The sequence below is a fragment of the Microbulbifer agarilyticus genome (assembly GCF_019800665.1).
Lineage (GTDB): Bacteria > Pseudomonadota > Gammaproteobacteria > Pseudomonadales > Cellvibrionaceae > Microbulbifer > Microbulbifer agarilyticus_C.
This window is the reverse complement of sequence record NZ_JAHVKO010000004.1, coordinates 434,095-452,993: the sequence shown is the minus strand read 5'-3', so window position 1 is coordinate 452,993 and position 18,899 is coordinate 434,095. Positions and strand designations below refer to the sequence as shown.

Here is an 18,899-nt window from a genome sequence, read left to right as displayed (position 1 = left end):
TTTTTAGTTTGCCGGACAGGGAGCGGCGTTAGTCTTCGCCGCCGTTCATGCCCAGCTCTTTCAGCTTGCGGGTCAGCGTGTTGCGTCCCCAGCCAAGCAGCTCAGCGGCATCGCGCTTGCGGCCGGCGGTGTGCTTGAGGGCAATCTCAATCAGTGCGCGCTCGAAGGCCGGCACCGCCTCGCTGAGGATCTCACGCTGGCCAGTGGCCAGGGCCTGATCTGCCCACAGGCGCAGCGCCTTTTGCCAGTCCTGCGGTGCTTCACTGGTGGCGCCCTGCTGATGCAGTTCCGGCGGCAGATCTTCGATATGCACTTCGCGGCCCGAAGCCATCACGGTGATCCAGCGGCAGGTGTTTTCCAGCTGGCGCACGTTACCCGGCCAATCGAGTCCGGACAGGTACTCTTCGGTTTCCGCGGTAAGAATTTTCGGCTCGACACCCAGGTCCTTGGCGGCACTGTTGAAGAAGTGGCGTACCAGGCGCGGAATATCCTCGCGGCGGTCGGAGAGTCGCGGGATGTGGATACGGATTACGTTGAGGCGGTGGAACAAGTCCTCGCGGAACTTGTGCTCCTCTACGAGGCGCTCCAGGTCCTGGTGTGTCGCGGCAATAATGCGCACATCCACTTTCACCGGCGTATGCCCACCGACGCGATAAAACTCGCCATCGGCCAGCACCCGCAACAGCCGGGTCTGAGTCTCGGCAGGCATATCACCGATCTCATCCAGGAACAGGGTGCCGCCATTGGCCTGCTCGAAGCGTCCGGCGCGCTGTGCGCTGGCGCCGGTGAACGCGCCCTTTTCATGGCCGAACAATTCCGATTCCATCAGGTCCTTGGGAATCGCCGCCATGTTCAGCGCAATAAACGGCTGGTTCTTGCGCGGGCTGTGGTTGTGTAGTGCCGCCGCCACCAGTTCTTTACCGGTACCGGACTCACCATTGATCAACACCGTGATGTTCGAGTGGGACAGGCGGCCGATCGCGCGGAACACCTCCTGCATCGCCGGCGCTTCACCAATAATCTCTTTATTGCCAGTGCCATTTTCGATCACCACCGACTCTTCCGGCTGCTGCTCGTTGGCCAGCGCCAGCGCGCGGCGGGTAACCGCCACGGCCTCATCCACATCAAACGGCTTGGGCAGGTATTCGAACGCACCGCCCTGGTAGGCGGCAACCGCGCTGTCGAGATCCGAGTGTGCGGTCATGATGATTATGGGCAGGTTGGGGCGCTCGGCCTGGAAACGCTGCAGCAATTTGAAACCGTCAGAACCGGGCATGCGGATATCGCTGATCACGACATCGGGTGACTCGCTGTAAAAGTCATCCAGCGCCCGGTCGCCATTCTCGTAACAGGTCGTGTCGATGCCGGCGCGGGATAGTGCGCGCTCGAGCACCCAGCGGATGGAACGGTCGTCATCAATGATCCAAACACGGTTGTTCATAATAATTTTCCGGCCTGCGTTCTAAGTCAAAAATCTGTACGTATTCGGTGCTGTCGCGGCTATTCCGAAGCCAGCGGCAGATAAATCTGGAATTCCGTTTGCCCGGGCTCGCTCTCACATTTAATGAGCCCGCGGTGCTGGTTAATAATGTGCTGCGAGAGGGACAGCCCCAGTCCAGTGCCCTCCGCGCGCCCCGAAATCATCGGGTAGAAAATACGTTCGCGGATGTCCTCCGGTATGCCCGGCCCGTTATCCACAACATCGATGCGGCACACCAGTGAGCAGTGGCGGCGACCGATGGTGAACTGGCGCTGCACCCGGGTGCGGATCATCAGGCTGCCCTTGTCGAGGCCAATGCTCTCGGCGATGGCCTGCATGGCATTGCGGGCAATATTCAATACCGCCTGGATCAGCTGCTCGCTGTCGGCGGGAATGTCCGGAATCGATGGGTCGTAGTCCCGCTCGATAATCAATGCGCCGCTGCACTCCGCCTCGATCAGCTGCGCTACCCGCTCGGTAATGGTGTGTACATTGACCGGCTGCAGTTGTACCGGCTTGCGCGGGCCCAGCATGCGGTCCACCAGATTGCGCAGGCGATCCGCCTCTTCGATGATGATCTGGGTGTATTCACCCAGGCCTTCGTCATCCAGCTCTTTCAATTCTGTTTGCAGTAACTGTGCCGCCCCGCGAATACCACCCAGTGGATTCTTCACCTCATGCGCCATGCCGCGCACCAGGTTGCGGGTAGTCTCCTGCGCGGAAAGCAGCGCGTCTTCGCGAGCGATGCGCAGCAGGCGATCCATCGACTGCACTTCCAGCAGCAACAAACCCAGGTCCGGCAGCGGGGTTACCGAGTAATCCACGGTGCACTCTTCCAGGTTGTGCAGCAGCCACAGGGCGCGGCGCACCGTGTACTTCTCGCCACTGGCCAGGGACGCTCGCAACGCCTCGAGCGCCGCCGGGTTTTCCCGCACCACCTCTTCCAGCGGCTGGCCACTGGCGCGCGCATTGGAAACCGCTATCAGGTTTTCCGCGGCGGAGTTCAGGTAGCAGAGCGCCAGCTTGTCATCGAGCACCAATACGGCCGAGGTGAGGTTGTCCAGCAGCAGGCGTAACTGACGATCGTTGAGCATTCCAGCTTCCGAGGTTGAGGCGTTAAGTGTCGCGATGTTGTTCACTTGTCCGATTCGCCTATTGGGAGTGCAAGAAGCAAACCAAAATGGCGCAAAAAACAGATGAAACAGAATGAATTAGGGGGCACTGGCGGCGTCGGCCACCAGCGCGCGCACCATTATTGTGCATTGAGTGAAAAATAGCCAATTCTGGTGTTCATTGCGGGGCACGGGAGATGACTGAGAGTGGCGCGGTGTGCTCCGGGGTTTGCCGTTGGGCGGGTGAGAGCGGGTGTAGCAGGCGAGTGCGCCCGCTCGAAGGGCGCGCAAGCCGAAATAGACTAGGTATTCGCGGTAGCGGTATCAGCGGGGCTGGGGGCTGGGCGGCTTCGCGATACCCGGCACCTGCGGCGCCTGGGGCATCTGCGGTGCCTGCTGGGCAGGGAAGTCCGGTATCTGTCCGCCGGGTCGCTTCACATGGACCTGAATGGTTTGCGATTGCGCCAGCGGCTGGCCGGTGGCGCTGTACAGCACCGCCTGGATGGTATGGGTACCGCGCTCAAGCGCGGAGATGTCCAGGCTGTTGGTGGATGAGCCGCCGCTCCAGCGCTGGCCATCGATGACCGCGAAAAAGCGGTAACCGTCTCGCGGCACCGGATTCAGGGCCACCTGCAGCACGATAAAGCGCTGGCCGGGCGGGATGGTCGCATCATCCGCCGGGCTGACAATGGCGAAGCTGATGGGCCCCAGGTCTTCGCGCTGGCGCTCATCGCCGGAGCGCGGAGATAGCTTGCGCGTGGGCAGCGCGCTTTTCGGCGCAATGGGCTGCACATTGATTGGCCCAATCTCAATCTTTTCCACCTTCTCGCCCGCCGGTGCGGTGTCGCTGAAGGTCACGCGGCCGTCGGGTCCGACGATTTTGTACACCGAGCCACTACCAGTACCTGAGCCACCCTTGGTGGTGTCGGACTTGTCCTGGGCGCTCGCGGTGGCAATCAGCAGTGCCGCCAGTGGCACCGCAAGCAACGCGGTCAGTTTGATCATGGTTGCTCCCGCAGTCGTGTTTTCAACTTACCTGTTTAGTAAGGCTAGTGTACTCGCGAACACGGGCGCGACGTAAAGCGCCTGTGCACAAAAGAGCCATAAAAAGCGCATAAAAAAAGCCCACACCGCAAGGTGTGGGCTTTCTCGTCATCTTTGCGCCGTTCTCACCAATCTCCCGAAGGAAAATCGGCGGCGGCGCGCTGATGATACCTGCTTATACGGAATAGTACAGGTCGAACTCAACCGGGTGAGTGGTCATGTTCACACGCTGAACTTCTTCACGCTTCAGCTCGATGTAAGCATCGATCGCGTCGTCGGTGAATACGCCACCTTCGGTCAGGAACGCGCGGTCCTGATCCAGTGCGTCCAGAGCCTGTTCCAGGCTGGAAGCAACGGTCGGGTACTCGGCCAGCTCTTCCGCCGGCAGATCGTACAGATCCTTGTCCGCAGCATCGCCAGGGTGGATCTTGTTCTTAACGCCGTCGAGGCCAGCCATCAGCAGAGCGGAGAAGGCCAGGTACGGGTTAGCGGTCGGATCCGGGAAGCGAGTTTCGATACGCTTGCCTTTCGGGCTCGGTACGAACGGGATACGGATGGACGCAGAACGGTTACGCGCGGAGTAGGCCAGGATTACTGGCGCTTCGAAGCCCGGAACCAGACGCTTGTAGGAGTTGGTAGACGCGTTACAGATCGCGTTCAGCGCGCGTGCGTGCTTGATGATACCACCAACGTAGAACAGGGCAGTTTCAGACAGTCCAGCGTAAGCGTCGCCAGCGAACTGGTTTACGCCGTCTTTGCTGAAGGACTGGTGTACGTGCATACCAGAACCGTTGTCGCCTACCAGCGGCTTCGGCATGAAGGTCGCAGTTTTGCCGTAAGCGTGCGCTACGTTGTGTACCGCGTACTTCAGGATCTGAACTTCGTCCGCTTTCTTGGTCAGAGTGTTCGCGCCAACGCCGATTTCACACTGGCCAGCAGTACCCACTTCGTGGTGGTGTACTTCAATTTCCAGACCCATGGCTTCCATAGCGGAACACATGGCGGCACGTACGTCGTGCAGGGAGTCGACCGGAGGAACCGGGAAGTAACCGCCCTTAACGCCCGGACGGTGGCCCATGTTGCCGTCGGTGAAATTAGCGCCGGAAGACCAGGCCGCTTCTTCGGAGTTGATTTTGTAGAAGGCGCCGCCCATTTCGGCACCCCAGGTGATGTCGTCGAATACGAAGAACTCAGGCTCCGGACCGAACAGCGCGGTGTCACCGAAACCAGTGGACTTCAGGTATTCCTCAGCGCGCAGAGCGATGGAACGCGGGTCGCGCTCGTAGCCCTGACCGGTGATCGGGTCAACGATGTTACAGCGAACGATTACGGTCGCTTCATCGGTGAACGGGTCCAGGAATGCAGTTTCGTCGTCCGGCATCAGGATCATGTCGGATTCGTTGATGCCTTTCCAACCGGAGATGGAGGAGCCATCGAACATCTTGCCTTCTTCGAAGAACTCGCCGTCAACTTCCTTGCTGGGAAGGGAAACGTGTTGTTCCTTACCTTTGGTATCGGTGAAGCGCAGGTCTACCCATTTAGCTTCGCTCTCTTTGATGAGCCCGAGCGTTTTCGCTGACATTACAGTCCTCCAGGAATGAAAAAGTTATGTTCGCGCCAATTCGCTTTATCTTGTGGCAACTGTAAAAGCAAAGAGTGTGCCAAATTGGGGCAAATTGACGGCAAGGGGGTTCGGGGAATCGGATTTGGTTGCTGGGGAGAACAATCGAATAGAAATCATCCAACCCGGACCAGCATTAACACGCCAGCTTTCCCGGGTGGCCCGCAGCATTCCCAAAAATGGTGCCCCCAAACCTCCATCCGCACCATTTTAGGGCGATAAACACGCAATTGGCACCAATTTGGTGCCACAAGCAAATTCGCGATAGCGAGTTTATAATTCGCCACCTCTCCCGGGAAGCCAGTAAATCCTTTCCGGCCTCAAATTCAACCGCGGTTCCGGCACATCCCTTATGCACTTTGTCGTTAAATTTTTCCCAGAGATCACCATCAAGAGCAATCCCGTGCGCAAGCGCATGTCGCGACAGCTCGCAGACAATCTGCGCAAGTTGATGCGACAACTGGATGACCGTATTCAGGTGCGCAAAGACTGGGAAAAAATCGACGTGACCGCGCCGGACGCAGTATCCCATCTTTCCGAGCGCATTGAAGAGGTACTGGCGCACACCCCGGGCATCGCCAACTTTGCCCGCGTGCAGCAGTTCCCGCTGGGCGACCTGGACGATATCTACCAGAAGACCCTCGCCATCTGGGGCCCGCAACTTGCCGGCAAGACATTTTGCGTGCGGGTAAAACGCACCGGCAAACACGACTTCCAGTCGCTGGACGTGGAGCAGTACGTGGGCGGCGGCCTCAACCAGAACACCGACGCCGCCGGCGTGAAGCTGAAGAAACCCGACATCACCGTGAAGCTGGAAATCCGTCACGACAAGCTGAACGTGATCGAGGAGCTGCACCAGGGCCTCGGCGGCTTCCCGCTGGGCACCCAGGACCCGGTCATCTCACTGGTGTCCGGCGGCTTCGACTCCACCGTGTCCAGTTACCTCACCATCAAGCGCGGTATCCGCACCCATTTCCTGTTCTTTAACCTGGGCGGCCGCCAGCACGAGCTGGGGGTAAAGGAAGTGGCGTTTTACCTGTGGGACAAATACGGCTCCTCCCACCGGGTGCGCTTTGTCACCGTTCCTTTTGATGAGGTCGTGGCAGAAATCCTGGAGAAGGTGGACGACTCCTATATGGGTGTGACCCTGAAGCGCATGATGCTGCGCGCGGGTTCGGTCATCGCCAAGGAACTGGAAGTGGATGCGCTGGTAACCGGCGAAGCCATCGCCCAGGTTTCCAGCCAGACGTTGAAGAACCTGGCAGTAATCGACAGCGTGACTGACACTCTGGTGTTGCGCCCACTGATCACTTCCGACAAAACCGACATCATCCGCACCGCACGCGAGATCGGCACCGAAGAGTTCGCCGCGAATATGCCCGAATACTGCGGCGTGATCTCGGTGAAACCCACCACCCGCGCGAAAATGGAAAAAGTCGAAAACGAAGAAGCGCGCTTCGACTTCACGGTGCTCGACCGCGCGGTGGGCAACCGGGTAATGCAAAACATCGATGAGGTAATGGATGACCTGGGTGAAGACGTCCCACCGGTGGACATCTTTAAAGAGCCCGGCGATGCCATCATTATCGATATCCGCCACCCCACCGAGGAAGAGGTGAACCCGCTGGAACTCGACGATGCGGAAGTGGAGACCATTCCCTTCTACCGCCTCAGCACCGCCTTCCAGAAGCTGGATAAGGACAAACAGTACCTGCTGTACTGCGCGCGCGGGGTGATGAGCCAGCTGCACGCATCGCACCTGCTCGACGAAGGCTATCGCAACGTGGGTGTCTTCCGTCCGGAGATCCCGCACCAGGGCAAATAACGCCCGCACTCCCCTGCTAGACCGCCGCAACAGGGCCCGCGCCATGACAGGTAGCGGGCCTACAGGCCTGCTCCCGCAACGACAGCACAAAACTTTGCAGTCAGCACTTTCTTCGAGGCGAAGTGTCGCCTGAATCATTTTTGTAACAATTTGTTAGCTTTTGCTGCGTTCGCTAGCGACACACGGAATCACTGTGATAAAAGTTGCCAGCGATAAAAAAATAACAACTGTCCAATGTTTCCACGAAGTCTAATAACGCTGTTAAGCCTGCTCGTCGTCTGCACTCAAGTCGCGGCCGAAGAGTCACGCGCGCCGGTCTGGAAGTTGAGCCTGGCGGTGGGCGAGGGGGTTATCGAGAACCCGCTTAAGGGGCGGGATAACGGGACCACCAGCCTGTTGCCGTCCTTCAGCTACTATGGCGAGCGCTTCTTCGTCAGCAACCTCACCGTCGGCTATAGCCTGCTGGAACAAAAGAATTTATATGTGGACCTGGTCGTCAGGCCGAATGAAGACGGGATATTTTTCCAGCTAGACCGTGACGACTACACCATGGCCTCACTGTCGAACATCCTCGGCAGCACCGGCGGCGCCTTCGGCTGGACACCGGAAAACATTTCACGGGATATCTCCGCGGTCGCGGGGCCGAGCGCAACATTCGTTACCGCGCCGGTGGATATCTCCTTTGCCTATTTTCAGGATATCACCAAGGTCCATTACGGTTCCGAAACCCATCTTAGTTTCGACAAGCAATACCCATTGTTTGGTGGCTCATTCGCCTGGAGCCTGGGCGCCGTGCAAAAAGATGCGGACCTGGTGAACTATTACTACCATCTGCGCCCCGAAGAAGCCGGGAGATTCGCCTATTCCTACACGAGGCAGTTTCCCCCTGACGATGTCACCGACCGCTATGCGCGAATTCAGTTCGCCTATCCACTGGGGAAACACTTCGAACTCAAATTCGCAGCCAAATTCAACCAGTTCGACCTGGATGGTCGAAACCCTCTGATGATTGAAAAGCCGGAAACCCTGAGTTGGTTTGCCGGTGTTCAGTACAGTATCGGTGGTGACCGATGAAACGGCTGTATCTGATTCTCTTCAGCATCTTTCTATTGGGCACCAACCAAGGCGTGCTGGCAGCGGAACTGCGCATCACGCCCTCGCTATGTGCAGTGGCGGAAGATGAAGAGCTGTGCAGCATTTCGGTGACGGTAGATTTCCAAGCGAAAGATGACAATGAATACTGTCTCATCGTTTCCGGGCGCGGGCTGGTAAGCTGCTTTTCAGCGAAAAACGGCCGCTCGCTGCAGGTCTATGTCTCGGCACAAGAAGACCTTTCTTTCGAAGTAACCAATAGTGCGAGTGGATTGCAGGTTGCCCAGACAACACTAAAAGTCGCCAAGTTTCGCCCCAAACGCCACCAGCGCCGCTATGGCTGGGGGTTCTTATGAAGCCCGTAAACGGCTACCGTATCCTGTTGCTCGAAGACGACCAACAGCTCGCCGAACTCACCTTGCGCTTTCTGAGCACGCGCCAGTGCGAAGTGATACACGCAGCCAGCGGCAGGGATTTCCTAAAGGCTTTGCACCATCGCGATTATGATCTGATTATTGCCGACGTCGTGTTGCCCGACGCCAGTGGCTTCCAGTTGTTAGAGCAATGCCGACACCAGATTAACTGCCCGTTAATTTTCCTGAGCGCGCTGAGCTCCATTAACGATCAGGTTAGCGGTCTCGATCTGGGTGCCTGCGATTATCTGGTAAAGCCCGTGGATCCTGAATTGCTGTGGGCAAAGATTACCGCAAATATCAGAAATTCCAAACGTCCCACACTGGTCAGTGATATTTGTTTTGGGCCACTGCAAATCGACCTGACCGCGCGCACGGCTTCCATTTACGGCGATGTCATTGAACTGACCGCAAACGAGTTTGACCTGCTGCTGATTTTTGCCGAGCAACCCACCCAGCTGTTGAGCCGTGAATATCTTTTCCGGCGAGTAATCGGGCGGGAATTTGATGGCCTCGATCGGGTGGTGGACATGCGAGTCAGCCGCCTGCGTAAAAAGCTGGATAGCTTTAACGACGGCGTGGTGATTCGCTCCATTCGCGGCCGCGGCTACGCGTTACATACGACGACTGGTAACAGCTGATGCGTAATCAAATGCTGCGCTTGCTGGGGATTTTTGCCCTTGCACTTATCGTCGTATTGAGCGCATTGAGCGCGCTATACCAAAATTATTCCGATGAGCCCGGTGAATATGCCATCAGTGCCGCGCAACTCGCCAAAGTACTTGAGCACCGCGACACACCTCTTGCCCAAAGCTATCCGCTAACTGCCGTGCACTTTCCCCACGAGCTAATGGAACGCATGCAAGGCGGAGAAATTATCGGCCTGGACAACGGCGATGAGCAGATCCTTTTCTACCACCTGAGTGATACAAATGTTGTCCAGATAGGCCCCTTCCCGCAGCGACAGCAGGAAAATGTAACCCAATGGCGGCTGTTATTTATTGGCGCCATGCTACTGGTTTTGCTGGCCGCTATCTGGCCAATGTTTCGTGATCTGAATCGCCTGCAAAATACGGCGATTCGTTTCAGTAACAAACCATTCCGCCTGCCTTCGCGCACCAGCCGCCGTTCGACCATTTACCCTCTGGCGGAGACCTTTCGCCGCAACGCCAATATCGTGCTCGGATACTGTCAGATGAATCAGGATCTGGCACGCACCATTGCGCACGAAATTCGCACGCCCCTGGCAAGGATTAAATTCCAGCTCGCGCTCGAAAACAAAGCTAACGAAAGCAATGACGGCAACCGCATGATCGCCCAGGCCACGGGCGATATCGAATCGCTGATCGAGAAATACCTGACCTTTGCCAAGATAGAGATTCAAGAACAGTTTATTTCCCGCAAGCAGAACGCACTCAATTCATTTTTCAGCACCCTGTCGGATTCTCTCGAGGTGCAGTGCCCGGACTTACAGATCGGCTACTACTTCGCCGACGGCAATGCCTGGTTTGAACCGGATTCGTTAACCATCGCGATTCACAACCTGGTGACCAATGCAAGCAAATACGCTGAGGATCGCGTGGATGTGCGTTTTCATCACGATATCAACCGCTGCGTCCTGACCATCGAGGACAACGGGCCCGGGCTCGCGGGTGACGCGCTGGAGCTGACCGACGCCTTTACGCGCTCGGCAACAGATGATCAGGGCTACGGGCTGGGCCTGTATATCGTCAAAAAAGTGATGATGTGGCACGACGGAGAATTTCAGTTGGACCGCTCACCGACACTCGGTGGTACCCGCGCCACACTCAGCTGGCCAAATTCCGCCTGAACGACCACATCTAAGGCTGCCCATGCAGCCCTCAAATCTCTAGATCTCGTCCCCAGGTCACGGCTATTCCGCGTCGGTAAAGACATCATATTCAACCACCTGTACCAGTGCCACTTTCCCACCGGCGAAGCAGCGCCCTGCAACTAAACTGAAAATATTCCTTCATGAAGCCGGGACGGGCGGATGCCAACCAATCTGCGAGTAATTACGGGCCTGTGCCTACTCTGCGCACTGTTCTTTGTTGGGGGCTGCGAGCGCACACCGGAAGATGCAGAACCCAGGGATCAGACAGCGAAGGGCACCGAATACGCTGAAGGCGATGCCGACGCCACGGATACCGATGATGGTACTGACGCCACGACCATAACAAGCGCTTCCGGCCAGTCCCATGAAAAGTTCACCGGCAAGGCGGCACAAAAAGGTGATCTCCGCCCCAGTGCCACGTGGGAACCCGACACCACCGCGGAATACCCGATTGGCGCTTTCAATAACTACATCGAAACCGGCGATCTTGATGCGATCAAAAAGCGCGGCATGCTGCGCATTCTGGTAGACATCGCCAATACAGATTCTTTACACCGCGCGGCGACGCAGCAGGATATTGAGATCGAGCTGGCAAGGCAGAAAGCAGAAAAGCTGGGCCTCGAGCCGGTGGTGCTGTTCGTGGAAAATTTTGACCGGCTTATTCCACTATTGATCGAAGGCAAGGGCGATATCATCGCGAACAATCTGGTGCCCACCAGAGAGCGCGCAGAACTCATCGACTTTAGCAAAACCATCGGCAAGACCCATGACACCCTGGTCTCGCAAAAAGATACGCCGGAGGTTAAGCCTGGCGATTCGCTGCAAGGAAAGACTCTCGCGGTTACCAAGGGGACGGTTTTTGAGACCCGCGGCAGGGAAATCGCCAAACAACACCCGGGCCTCAAGCTTGAGGTGGTCACACAAAATTATGTCGAACTGGCAATCGACGTTTCCATGGGGCATATCGACTTCACGGTGATCGATGAACAGATTTTCGATCTGGTGCAACAGTTCCGTGACAATATCAAAAAAAATGTGGTGTTTGAGCGCGAAGACCCGCTGACCATCGGTATTCGCAAAGACTCACCGCAGTTACAGCAGGCACTCAATGAGGCCATCCGCAGCATCAAGCTGACCAGTCCGCATGCCCGCCATATCGGCGACCTGGATTCAATCAAGGAACGCGGCGTACTCCGCGCGGTTACCCGCAACCATCCGGGCACCTATTTCATGTGGAAAGGGCGAGTGATGGGGTACGAATATGAACTGCTGCAAAAATTTGCCAAGAGCCTCGGCGTGCGACTGGAGATAGTGGTTGCTCCCACGCACCGGGAAATATTCACCATGGTACGTGACGGCAAGGCAGATGTTGCTGCCAGCCTGATCTCTGACACCGAGGCGCGGGATGAAGCGGGTATGGACTTTGGTCCCCACTACATACAAGCAGCGGTATCCATTGTTGGCCAGCCGGAGGACAAGTTAGAGAAGCTGGAAGACTTGAACGGCAGAACCATTCACCTGCTGAAATCCAGCAGCCAGTTCGAACTGCTGATGCAGCTGATGCAAGAGCGGCCCGAATTTAAGGATTTAAAGATCGATGTTGCACTGGTTCCGGAAGATTTGACCATCCCGCAGATTCTCGATCACGTGGCCGATGGTGAGTACGATCTTACGATTGCCGATGACATTACCGTGCGCCTGGAAAAACATTGGCGTAACGATATTGTGAAGATTTACGACCTCAAAATTGAAGATAATTTTTATGCGTGGATGGTACGGGAAAGCAATCCCCAGCTGCTCGCCGCAATCGAGAAGTTCTTTAACAGACCCAAAATCGTCAAGTTACGCGATACCCTGTACAAAAAATATTTTGACCAACCGCGCCGCACCCGCGATGAAATTAAATCGCTCAGCGTGAAGGGCAAAATCTCCCCCTACGACGAGCTCATTAAGAAATATGCGGAGGAATTTAACTTCGACTGGAGACTGATCGTCGCACAGATGTTTCAAGAGAGCTCATTCAACCCAAAAGCAAAATCCTGGGTGGGTGCGCAGGGCCTGATGCAGGTGATGCCGGATACCGGCAAGCAGGTGGGTGAGAAGAACCTGTTCGACCCTGAAACCAGTGTGCGTGCCGGCCTGAAGTACCTGCGCTGGCTGTATCGCAAATTTGAGGACAAAGGGATCAGCCCCGAGAACAGAATGTGGTTCACCCTCGCCTCGTACAACGCCGGTCTCGGCCACGTGTACGACGCGCAGGATCTGGCGGAGGAAAAAGGCTGGGACCGCAATGTCTGGTTTGGCAATGTGGAAAACGCGATGCTGCTGCTTTCAGAGCGGAAATACTACTCCAAGGCACGCTACGGTTACGCACGCGGGCAGGAACCCTACGATTACGTACGCAAAATTTCCCAACGCTTCCGCACTTACGCGGCGCTTCTGGAAGCCTACCGTCGCCAACAGGACGTCAGTGCAATTCACTGTGTGGTGGCTGCAGCCTGGCCAAATTGGCTTAGTTCCTATGCTTCGGGGCCAGCCTCCACCCCTGAGCGATGCGGGCAAGCGGGGACACTGGCCAGTACTCACTGACGCCAGAGCGGCCTCGGCGGGAGCATCCTCACTCGCGCGAATGCGAAGCTGTGTTCTACGAAATGGTAAGACTCAGAGTTCGAAGGCGCGCACATCCGCCAATATCGAGTCCTCCGTATCGCGTTGATGCGTGCAACTAGACGTTTGTTGGCAGCGCGGGTGAACGGCTCAACTGCCAACAAAGCGACTTTTTCGCACAACTTTTCACCAGTTCAACTCCCAATTGCCACATTTCAGCTCTATAATGCGCGCGCCTTGGCCGGACAGCCGCTGTTTTCCTCTCAGCCCAGCCCCCGCCTGACCTAATTCTCTGGTGTGACCCTACGGTTACGCCCAATCACGCATTACGCCCAGAGGCCCCCTGTGATAGACAATCTTCGCAATATCGCGATCATCGCCCACGTTGACCACGGCAAGACCACCCTGGTGGACAAGCTGCTGCAGCAGTCCGGCACCCTCGACCGCCGCAGCGCCGATTCCGAGCGCGTGATGGACTCCAACGATCAGGAAAAAGAGCGCGGTATTACCATCCTCGCCAAGAACACCGCGATCAACTGGAACGACTACCGTATCAACATCGTGGACACCCCTGGGCACGCCGACTTCGGTGGTGAGGTAGAGCGCGTACTGTCTATGGTGGACTCGGTGCTGCTGCTGGTAGACGCGGTAGACGGCCCCATGCCGCAGACCCGCTTCGTAACCCAGAAGGCGTTCGAGCAGGGCCTGAACCCGATCGTGGTCATCAACAAAATCGACCGCCCGGGCGCGCGTCCGGACTGGGTGATGGACCAGGTATTCGACTTGTTCGACAGCCTCGGCGCCACCGACGAGCAGCTGGACTTCCCGGTCATCTACGCTTCCGCCCTGAACGGCATTGCCGGTACCGATGAAACCGATATGGCGGACGACATGACCCCGCTGTTCCAGATGATCGTCGACAAGGTTGAGCCGCCCAAGGTTGACCAGGACGGCCCTTTCCAGATGCAGATCTCCGCACTGGACTACAACAGCTACGTGGGCGTGATCGGTGTTGGCCGCATCACCCGCGGCACCCTGAAGCCGAACCAGCAGACCGTGGTACTCGACCGCGAAGGCAACTCCCGCAAAGCCAAGGTACTGCAGGTAATGGGTTACCTGGGCCTCGAGCGTGTGGAAGTGGAACAGGCCAGCGCCGGTGACATCGTCTGTATTACCGGTGTGGGTGAGCTGAATATTTCCGACACCCTGTGTGACCCGGAAAACCCGGAAGTGCTGCCTGCACTGACCGTGGACGAGCCCACCGTAAGCATGACTTTCCAGGTGAACGACTCGCCGTTCGCCGGCCTGGACGGCAAGTACGTTACCAGCCGCAACATCAAGGAGCGCCTGGACCAGGAACTGATCCACAACGTGGCACTGCGTGTGGAACAGGGCGATTCCCCAGACAAGTTCAAGGTATCCGGCCGTGGTGAACTGCACCTGTCGGTACTGATCGAATCCATGCGTCGCGAAGGCTTCGAGCTGGGTGTATCCCGCCCGGAAGTAGTCCAGAGAATCGTCGACGGTGAAGTACAGGAGCCGTACGAGCAGGTAGTGATCGACGTCGAAGATCAGCACCAGGGTTCCATTATGGAAGAGCTCGGTCTGCGCAAGGCTGAACTCACCAACATGGAACCGGACGGCAAGGGCCGTGTGCGCCTGACCTTCGTGGTACCGTCCCGCGGCATGATCGGTTTCCGTAACCAGTTCCTGACCCTGACCAGTGGCTCCGGCATCATGACCAGTATCTTCGACCACTACGGTCCGGTGAAGGAAGGTGACGTAACCAGCCGCATCAACGGTGTACTGGTATCCATGGTGAAAGGTAAGACCCTGGCTTACGCCCTGTATGCACTGCAGGACCGCGGCCGTCTGTTCCTGGGCCACGGTGAAGAGATTTACGAAGGCCAGATCGTCGGCCTGCACTCCCGTGACAACGACCTGGTGGTTAACCCCACCAAGGCCAAGCAGCTCACCAACGTGCGCGCCGCGGGTACCGATGAAGCCCTGACCCTGACTCCGCCGGTGCGCCACACCCTGGAGCAGGCGCTGGAGTTTATCGAAGACGACGAACTGGTAGAGGTAACCCCGAACCACATTCGTCTGCGCAAAAAAATCCTGCAGGAAAATATGCGCAAGCGCGCGAAGAAGTAATTTCTTCCACGCACAAAAAAACGGGGCCAACTGGCCCCGTTTTTTATTGGCTCAACACAAATATTTATTCGTAAATGTGCAGCCACAGATCGTCGCCGGTGCCATTGTCATTAATGGCGTATTCAAAGGCGTCTTTCGGATAGCGCACACCTTCTCCAGAAACATTCGAGTTATAGCTGCCCCACTTCTGCAGGTTCCACTGACCGAACGGATCATTCACGGTGTAGTACTCACCATCAAAGTCGGTCACCACCATGATGTGGCCCGGATTGGTGAACCAGCCGTGCACAATCGCCAGCTTGCCGGATGTGACTGCGTCGCGCAGCTCCTGAATGGTACCGTTGGTTTTACTGTCCGCACGCTTGCTGCTGCCGGCGCGAATCGCCATCTGGTTAAAGCCCCACTCCAGGTCCGGCACCGTTTGCAGTACCCCACCAAGTTCTTCGTACAGGTAATCCGGGGTGCGGCCATTAGCGGCCGGGCTGGTGAAACCGAAGTGGTCGGTAACCATCGCCAGTGAGGTGATGGAGCAGGTGCCGTAGGGGTCGTAGTAGTTTTCGGTTTGCTTCCAGTAGGGAATCGCAACCGGCGCCGGCGGGTCTACCGGATCAACGGGATCGACAATCACACCGGAATCACCCAGATAATCGGTCAGGTCGTTATTGCCGGTGTTGCAGTCGGTCGCATCAAACTCGGACATATTCCAGTCGAGTGCTGCCCAGTCATCCCACACCGCCTGCGGTACGGAGCCGCCGGGCACACGCCAGATTGAGGTATTCGGCCCCGACGCTTCCAGGAAGTCCGTGAGCTGTGCTGGGGTGATGTCGTCGTACTCGGTGGAAACGATATGCCAAATCGGCTTCTGCGCACCCATCTCACGGTACTCGCAGTTACCCGCAGCAATCCACTGCTTGGCCGCCTGCATGTAGGGCTGGCCCCAGACTTCGACATAGGTCTGCGGCATATGGAAATCCACATACTGGTCGATGATGCCTACATTCATACCCTGATCCATCGGGTTACCCCAGGTGGTGGTGCCGATGGGGAAACTGCCGGAGAAATGTCCATCGCGTTCCGCGTCATCACGTGCGGTAAGCATTGCCTGATAAATGCTGTGCAGTTCGGTAGTGGTGTTGTTGAACTCTACTTCCACATCCAGAACAAAACCCACATAGCCATACTTGGCGGCATAATAAAGTGCATCCGCCTGCGCACTTTCATTGCCCGGGTAGTTATAGGACCAGGCCCAGGGCTCGATACCGCGGGAGCGGTAAATATCGGTGGTGGTAGTTGAGCAGGCATCGGCGAACAGATCACAGTTCTGCGAGCCGTCGGCGATCTTAATAAAGATACGCTTTACACCCGTTGCCGCCAGCTCGTCTGCCAACTGGGTGTGGGTGCGGCCGAGGCCGGCTTCGTCGATGTACCACAGCCACACACCAAATTTATTCACCAGCTGCGGAGCGGGATCTGGATCCGGCGCGTTAGCGATCTCATCTTTTACCGCGAGGTAGAAGTTCGCTGACCAGCGATTGGTGTAACACGCAGTGCCGCCACCCAAGCGATCACACGCCTCGACCTCTTCGCCCTTGAAGTTGCCGTACACATTGTTTTCCGCGCCGCTTACCTGTTCAAAACAGTGGCCGCCGTAGGTTGGCGAGCGCACGGTATCGTCCGGGCAGCTGCCGGTGCCGCGTAGATTTTCGGTGAAGCCGCGGGACCAGCGCAGCACTTCGATATTGGTGCCCTGTACTGGGTAGGTGTAGGTATTGGTACACGCACTACCACCGCCATAGGCAACACATTTGTCGACCATCGCATTGGTGAATGGGCCAAAAGCATCGGTTTCGGTTGCACAAAAATCTAGCGAGGAGTCAAAGGTGGAGCCTTCCGGACACAGGGCGTGTCCTTTTGCGCAAAACATTAGCGCCGCCACCAGAAAAACTTTTCTGAGCGTCATGGTTTTTTCCTGTATTTATTTTTTTAAAGGAAAAGACAAGGGACCGCAGAGCGCACAGCCAGAATTACGGCGCTCACCGCTGTCTCCTGAGCGTGTTATATGACGGGCAGAGTTTCTAAAGAAAATCAGAATCTATCGGTAGGAGCGATTGTAGAAAGAAATCAGCTTGAACAAATGTCTAGCAACAAGGAAAAAATAGCAAGAGGAAAATCACGAAAAGGTGAACCCTCAGGCCCACCTCTTCGTTTCGGCGCGATTAAGCCGGCGGTGCGGTAGCGACAAAAGTTGGATCTTCGCTGGCAATTTCCAGCAGGCGCTGCAAGTTCTCATGGCCAGCAATTGAAAAGCGATTACGGAATTGCCCCCAGGCCACACCAACCGCTACGCGATAGTCGGCATCATTAAACTCACTGACTACGGGCAACGGCGTCGAGTTCAGCTCACCCAAAATCGATTCAACACGCTTTTGCTGACGGCGCGTGTATACATTGTCGTTCAGGTCCAAACCGGAGCGTTCCAGCAGGAATAAATTGATTGCACTGTCCAGCAAGGTATTCCCAAGGCAATAGCGATCAAGATCTTGTATGTCGCCGATAAATTCCTGCCCGGCTTTTTCACGTACATATTTTACGATGCTCGTGGAGTCGGTGAGCTTGAGTGCACCATCCTCTAGGAACGGCACGCGCAAGGTTGGGGTACCGGGATCTTTGCTGGTATGAATATCCAGCTCGACCATTTCCCAATCTAGGCCAGACTGCATCAGGGCAATACGGCAGTGGCGCACAAAGGGTGAAGTGAAGCTTCCAAAAAGTTTCATGGCGCAGAGGTTCCTTTTACAAATCCATACCCGGGAGGCGGGACCTGCATCATGACGAAAAGAAGGATGCGCGGCAAATAAAAAACGGGCCACTTGGCCCGTTCTTTAGTCGGTAGTCAATCACCAATTAGAAATTGAAGCGAGTACCCAGCTCCGCGACAAAGCTGCTCATTTCCATATCAAAGCGGGCGTCGAACAGGTCCGCGTTGACGCGGATATCGTCGGTTTCGCGCCAGCGCACACCACCGAACACGGTCAGCTGCTCGGTGGCATCAAAGTTAACACCGGCCATGACCTGATAGGCAAATACACTGTCGTCATCGTTGATGATCGTTACGCCGGACGGACGATACTCGATGTCGACATCGGCGTTACCAATACCGGCGCCGATGTAGGGCTTAAACGGACTGCCCAGATCGAAGTCGTAATACACATTGGCAAACAGATACTTTGCGTCGAATTCACCGCGGCCATCGGCGACCAGGTCTGCAACACTCACACCCAAATTGTCCGGCGCACCCGTCACCAGAATCCCGGCATCTTCACTGCCGAGCGCGATACCCGCGGTGGCAACATTGCTGTGGGAATCAACCTCATTCATGGAGCGCGCGAACTCGGCTTCGAAGCGAATCTGCCCCATGTTGTAGCCGAGGGTCAGGCTGAATGCGGCACCACTGTCAATATTGGTATTCCAACCCACATCGGTACCCGCAGGTAGGGCAACGCCGGCCGGCAGTGTGGTGCCCGGCCCGGTTACGAATTCACTGCTGAAGCTGCCACTGGTCGCGGTGTTGTCCATATCGCTGTAACCAATGTTACCGCCAATATAGAATTCCTCCGCCTGTGCAGAGATAGAAATTGCGCTCACCGCCAGGGCAAGGGCGAGTTTGTTTTTGCTGAACATAAAAGGACTCCGGTA

At 56.6% G+C, this 18,899-nt stretch carries 14 protein-coding genes; 7 read left to right on the top strand and 7 right to left on the bottom strand.

Features of this window, described 5'->3' with window-relative positions; genetic code table 11:
* Positions 1 to 28: 28 nt before the first annotated feature.
* From glnG to glnA, 4 genes are all read right to left on the bottom strand, one after another.
* The gene (gene glnG / locus KUV22_RS11390) at positions 29 to 1,441 is read right to left on the bottom strand and encodes a nitrogen regulation protein NR(I) (protein WP_222231223.1); all 1,413 of its coding nucleotides are present in this window, start codon (positions 1,439 to 1,441) and stop codon (positions 29 to 31) included.
* A gap of 59 nt (positions 1,442 to 1,500) precedes the next feature.
* Positions 1,501 to 2,574: a nitrogen regulation protein NR(II) gene (glnL, locus tag KUV22_RS11385; RefSeq protein ID WP_222231221.1), complete on the bottom strand. Its 1,074-nt coding sequence runs from the start codon at positions 2,572 to 2,574 to the stop codon at positions 1,501 to 1,503.
* A 342-nt stretch (positions 2,575 to 2,916) separates the two neighbouring features.
* Positions 2,917 to 3,597, bottom strand: coding sequence for a DUF4124 domain-containing protein (locus KUV22_RS11380; RefSeq protein ID WP_222231219.1), 681 nt, complete (start codon positions 3,595 to 3,597; stop codon positions 2,917 to 2,919).
* A gap of 214 nt (positions 3,598 to 3,811) precedes the next feature.
* Entirely contained in the window at positions 3,812 to 5,218 is a 1,407-nt protein-coding gene (gene glnA, locus KUV22_RS11375) for a glutamate--ammonia ligase (RefSeq protein ID WP_222231217.1), read from the bottom strand.
* A 391-nt stretch (positions 5,219 to 5,609) separates the two neighbouring features.
* On the opposite strand from glnA, the gene thiI reads away from it, so the two are divergent.
* From thiI to typA, 7 genes are all read left to right on the top strand, one after another.
* The gene (thiI, locus tag KUV22_RS11370) at positions 5,610 to 7,082 is read left to right on the top strand and encodes a tRNA uracil 4-sulfurtransferase ThiI (RefSeq protein WP_222231215.1); all 1,473 of its coding nucleotides are present in this window, start codon (positions 5,610 to 5,612) and stop codon (positions 7,080 to 7,082) included.
* 234 nt (positions 7,083 to 7,316) lie between these two features.
* Positions 7,317 to 8,156, top strand: a complete 840-nt coding sequence (locus tag KUV22_RS11365; protein ID WP_222231213.1) for a MipA/OmpV family protein — start codon at positions 7,317 to 7,319, stop codon at positions 8,154 to 8,156.
* The gene (locus KUV22_RS11360) at positions 8,153 to 8,530 is read left to right on the top strand and encodes a DUF3019 domain-containing protein (protein ID WP_222231211.1); all 378 of its coding nucleotides are present in this window, start codon (positions 8,153 to 8,155) and stop codon (positions 8,528 to 8,530) included. The genes KUV22_RS11365 and KUV22_RS11360 overlap by 4 nt, the downstream gene beginning before the upstream one ends.
* The gene (locus KUV22_RS11355; protein ID WP_222231209.1) at positions 8,527 to 9,228 is read left to right on the top strand and encodes a response regulator transcription factor; all 702 of its coding nucleotides are present in this window, start codon (positions 8,527 to 8,529) and stop codon (positions 9,226 to 9,228) included. Before KUV22_RS11360 ends, KUV22_RS11355 begins: the two co-directional genes overlap by 4 nt.
* Complete coding sequence (locus KUV22_RS11350) at positions 9,228 to 10,418, top strand: ATP-binding protein (RefSeq protein WP_222231207.1); 1,191 nt, start codon at positions 9,228 to 9,230, stop codon at positions 10,416 to 10,418. Before KUV22_RS11355 ends, KUV22_RS11350 begins: the two co-directional genes overlap by 1 nt.
* Positions 10,419 to 10,601: 183 nt before the next feature.
* Positions 10,602 to 13,031 carry a transporter substrate-binding domain-containing protein gene (locus tag KUV22_RS11345; RefSeq protein ID WP_222231205.1) on the top strand — a complete coding sequence of 810 codons (2,430 nt, stop codon included), beginning with the start codon at positions 10,602 to 10,604 and terminating at the stop codon, positions 13,029 to 13,031.
* 363 nt (positions 13,032 to 13,394) lie between these two features.
* Positions 13,395 to 15,203, top strand: a complete 1,809-nt coding sequence (gene typA / locus KUV22_RS11340) for a translational GTPase TypA (protein ID WP_222231203.1) — start codon at positions 13,395 to 13,397, stop codon at positions 15,201 to 15,203.
* 64 nt (positions 15,204 to 15,267) lie between these two features.
* Here typA and KUV22_RS11335 read toward each other — a convergent pair whose 3' ends face one another.
* The 3 genes from KUV22_RS11335 to KUV22_RS11325 all read right to left on the bottom strand — a co-directional run bounded on the left by KUV22_RS11335 (position 15,268) and on the right by KUV22_RS11325 (position 18,884).
* On the bottom strand, positions 15,268 to 17,163 hold the full coding sequence (locus KUV22_RS11335; RefSeq protein ID WP_222231202.1) for a C39 family peptidase: 1,896 nt from the start codon (positions 17,161 to 17,163) through the stop codon (positions 15,268 to 15,270).
* 256 nt (positions 17,164 to 17,419) lie between these two features.
* Entirely contained in the window at positions 17,420 to 17,980 is a 561-nt protein-coding gene (locus KUV22_RS11330; RefSeq protein ID WP_222231200.1) for a glutathione S-transferase family protein, read from the bottom strand.
* A gap of 127 nt (positions 17,981 to 18,107) precedes the next feature.
* Entirely contained in the window at positions 18,108 to 18,884 is a 777-nt protein-coding gene (locus KUV22_RS11325; RefSeq protein WP_222231198.1) for an outer membrane beta-barrel protein, read from the bottom strand.
* Positions 18,885 to 18,899 lie beyond the last annotated feature (15 nt).

Coding starts and splice junctions, on each gene's coding strand:
- glnA (WP_222231217.1), bottom strand. CDS start 5,218: ATGTCAGCGAAAACGCTCGGGCTCATCAAAGAGAGCGAAGCTAAATGG.
- KUV22_RS11325 (WP_222231198.1), bottom strand. CDS start 18,884: ATGTTCAGCAAAAACAAACTCGCCCTTGCCCTGGCGGTGAGCGCAATT.
- KUV22_RS11335 (WP_222231202.1), bottom strand. CDS start 17,163: ATGACGCTCAGAAAAGTTTTTCTGGTGGCGGCGCTAATGTTTTGCGCA.
- KUV22_RS11350 (WP_222231207.1), top strand. CDS start 9,228: ATGCGTAATCAAATGCTGCGCTTGCTGGGGATTTTTGCCCTTGCACTT.
- glnL (WP_222231221.1), bottom strand. CDS start 2,574: ATGCTCAACGATCGTCAGTTACGCCTGCTGCTGGACAACCTCACCTCG.
- KUV22_RS11345 (WP_222231205.1), top strand. CDS start 10,602: ATGCCAACCAATCTGCGAGTAATTACGGGCCTGTGCCTACTCTGCGCA.
- KUV22_RS11360 (WP_222231211.1), top strand. CDS start 8,153: ATGAAACGGCTGTATCTGATTCTCTTCAGCATCTTTCTATTGGGCACC.
- KUV22_RS11330 (WP_222231200.1), bottom strand. CDS start 17,980: ATGAAACTTTTTGGAAGCTTCACTTCACCCTTTGTGCGCCACTGCCGT.
- glnG (WP_222231223.1), bottom strand. CDS start 1,441: ATGAACAACCGTGTTTGGATCATTGATGACGACCGTTCCATCCGCTGG.
- KUV22_RS11365 (WP_222231213.1), top strand. CDS start 7,317: ATGTTTCCACGAAGTCTAATAACGCTGTTAAGCCTGCTCGTCGTCTGC.
- thiI (WP_222231215.1), top strand. CDS start 5,610: ATGCACTTTGTCGTTAAATTTTTCCCAGAGATCACCATCAAGAGCAAT.
- KUV22_RS11355 (WP_222231209.1), top strand. CDS start 8,527: ATGAAGCCCGTAAACGGCTACCGTATCCTGTTGCTCGAAGACGACCAA.
- KUV22_RS11380 (WP_222231219.1), bottom strand. CDS start 3,597: ATGATCAAACTGACCGCGTTGCTTGCGGTGCCACTGGCGGCACTGCTG.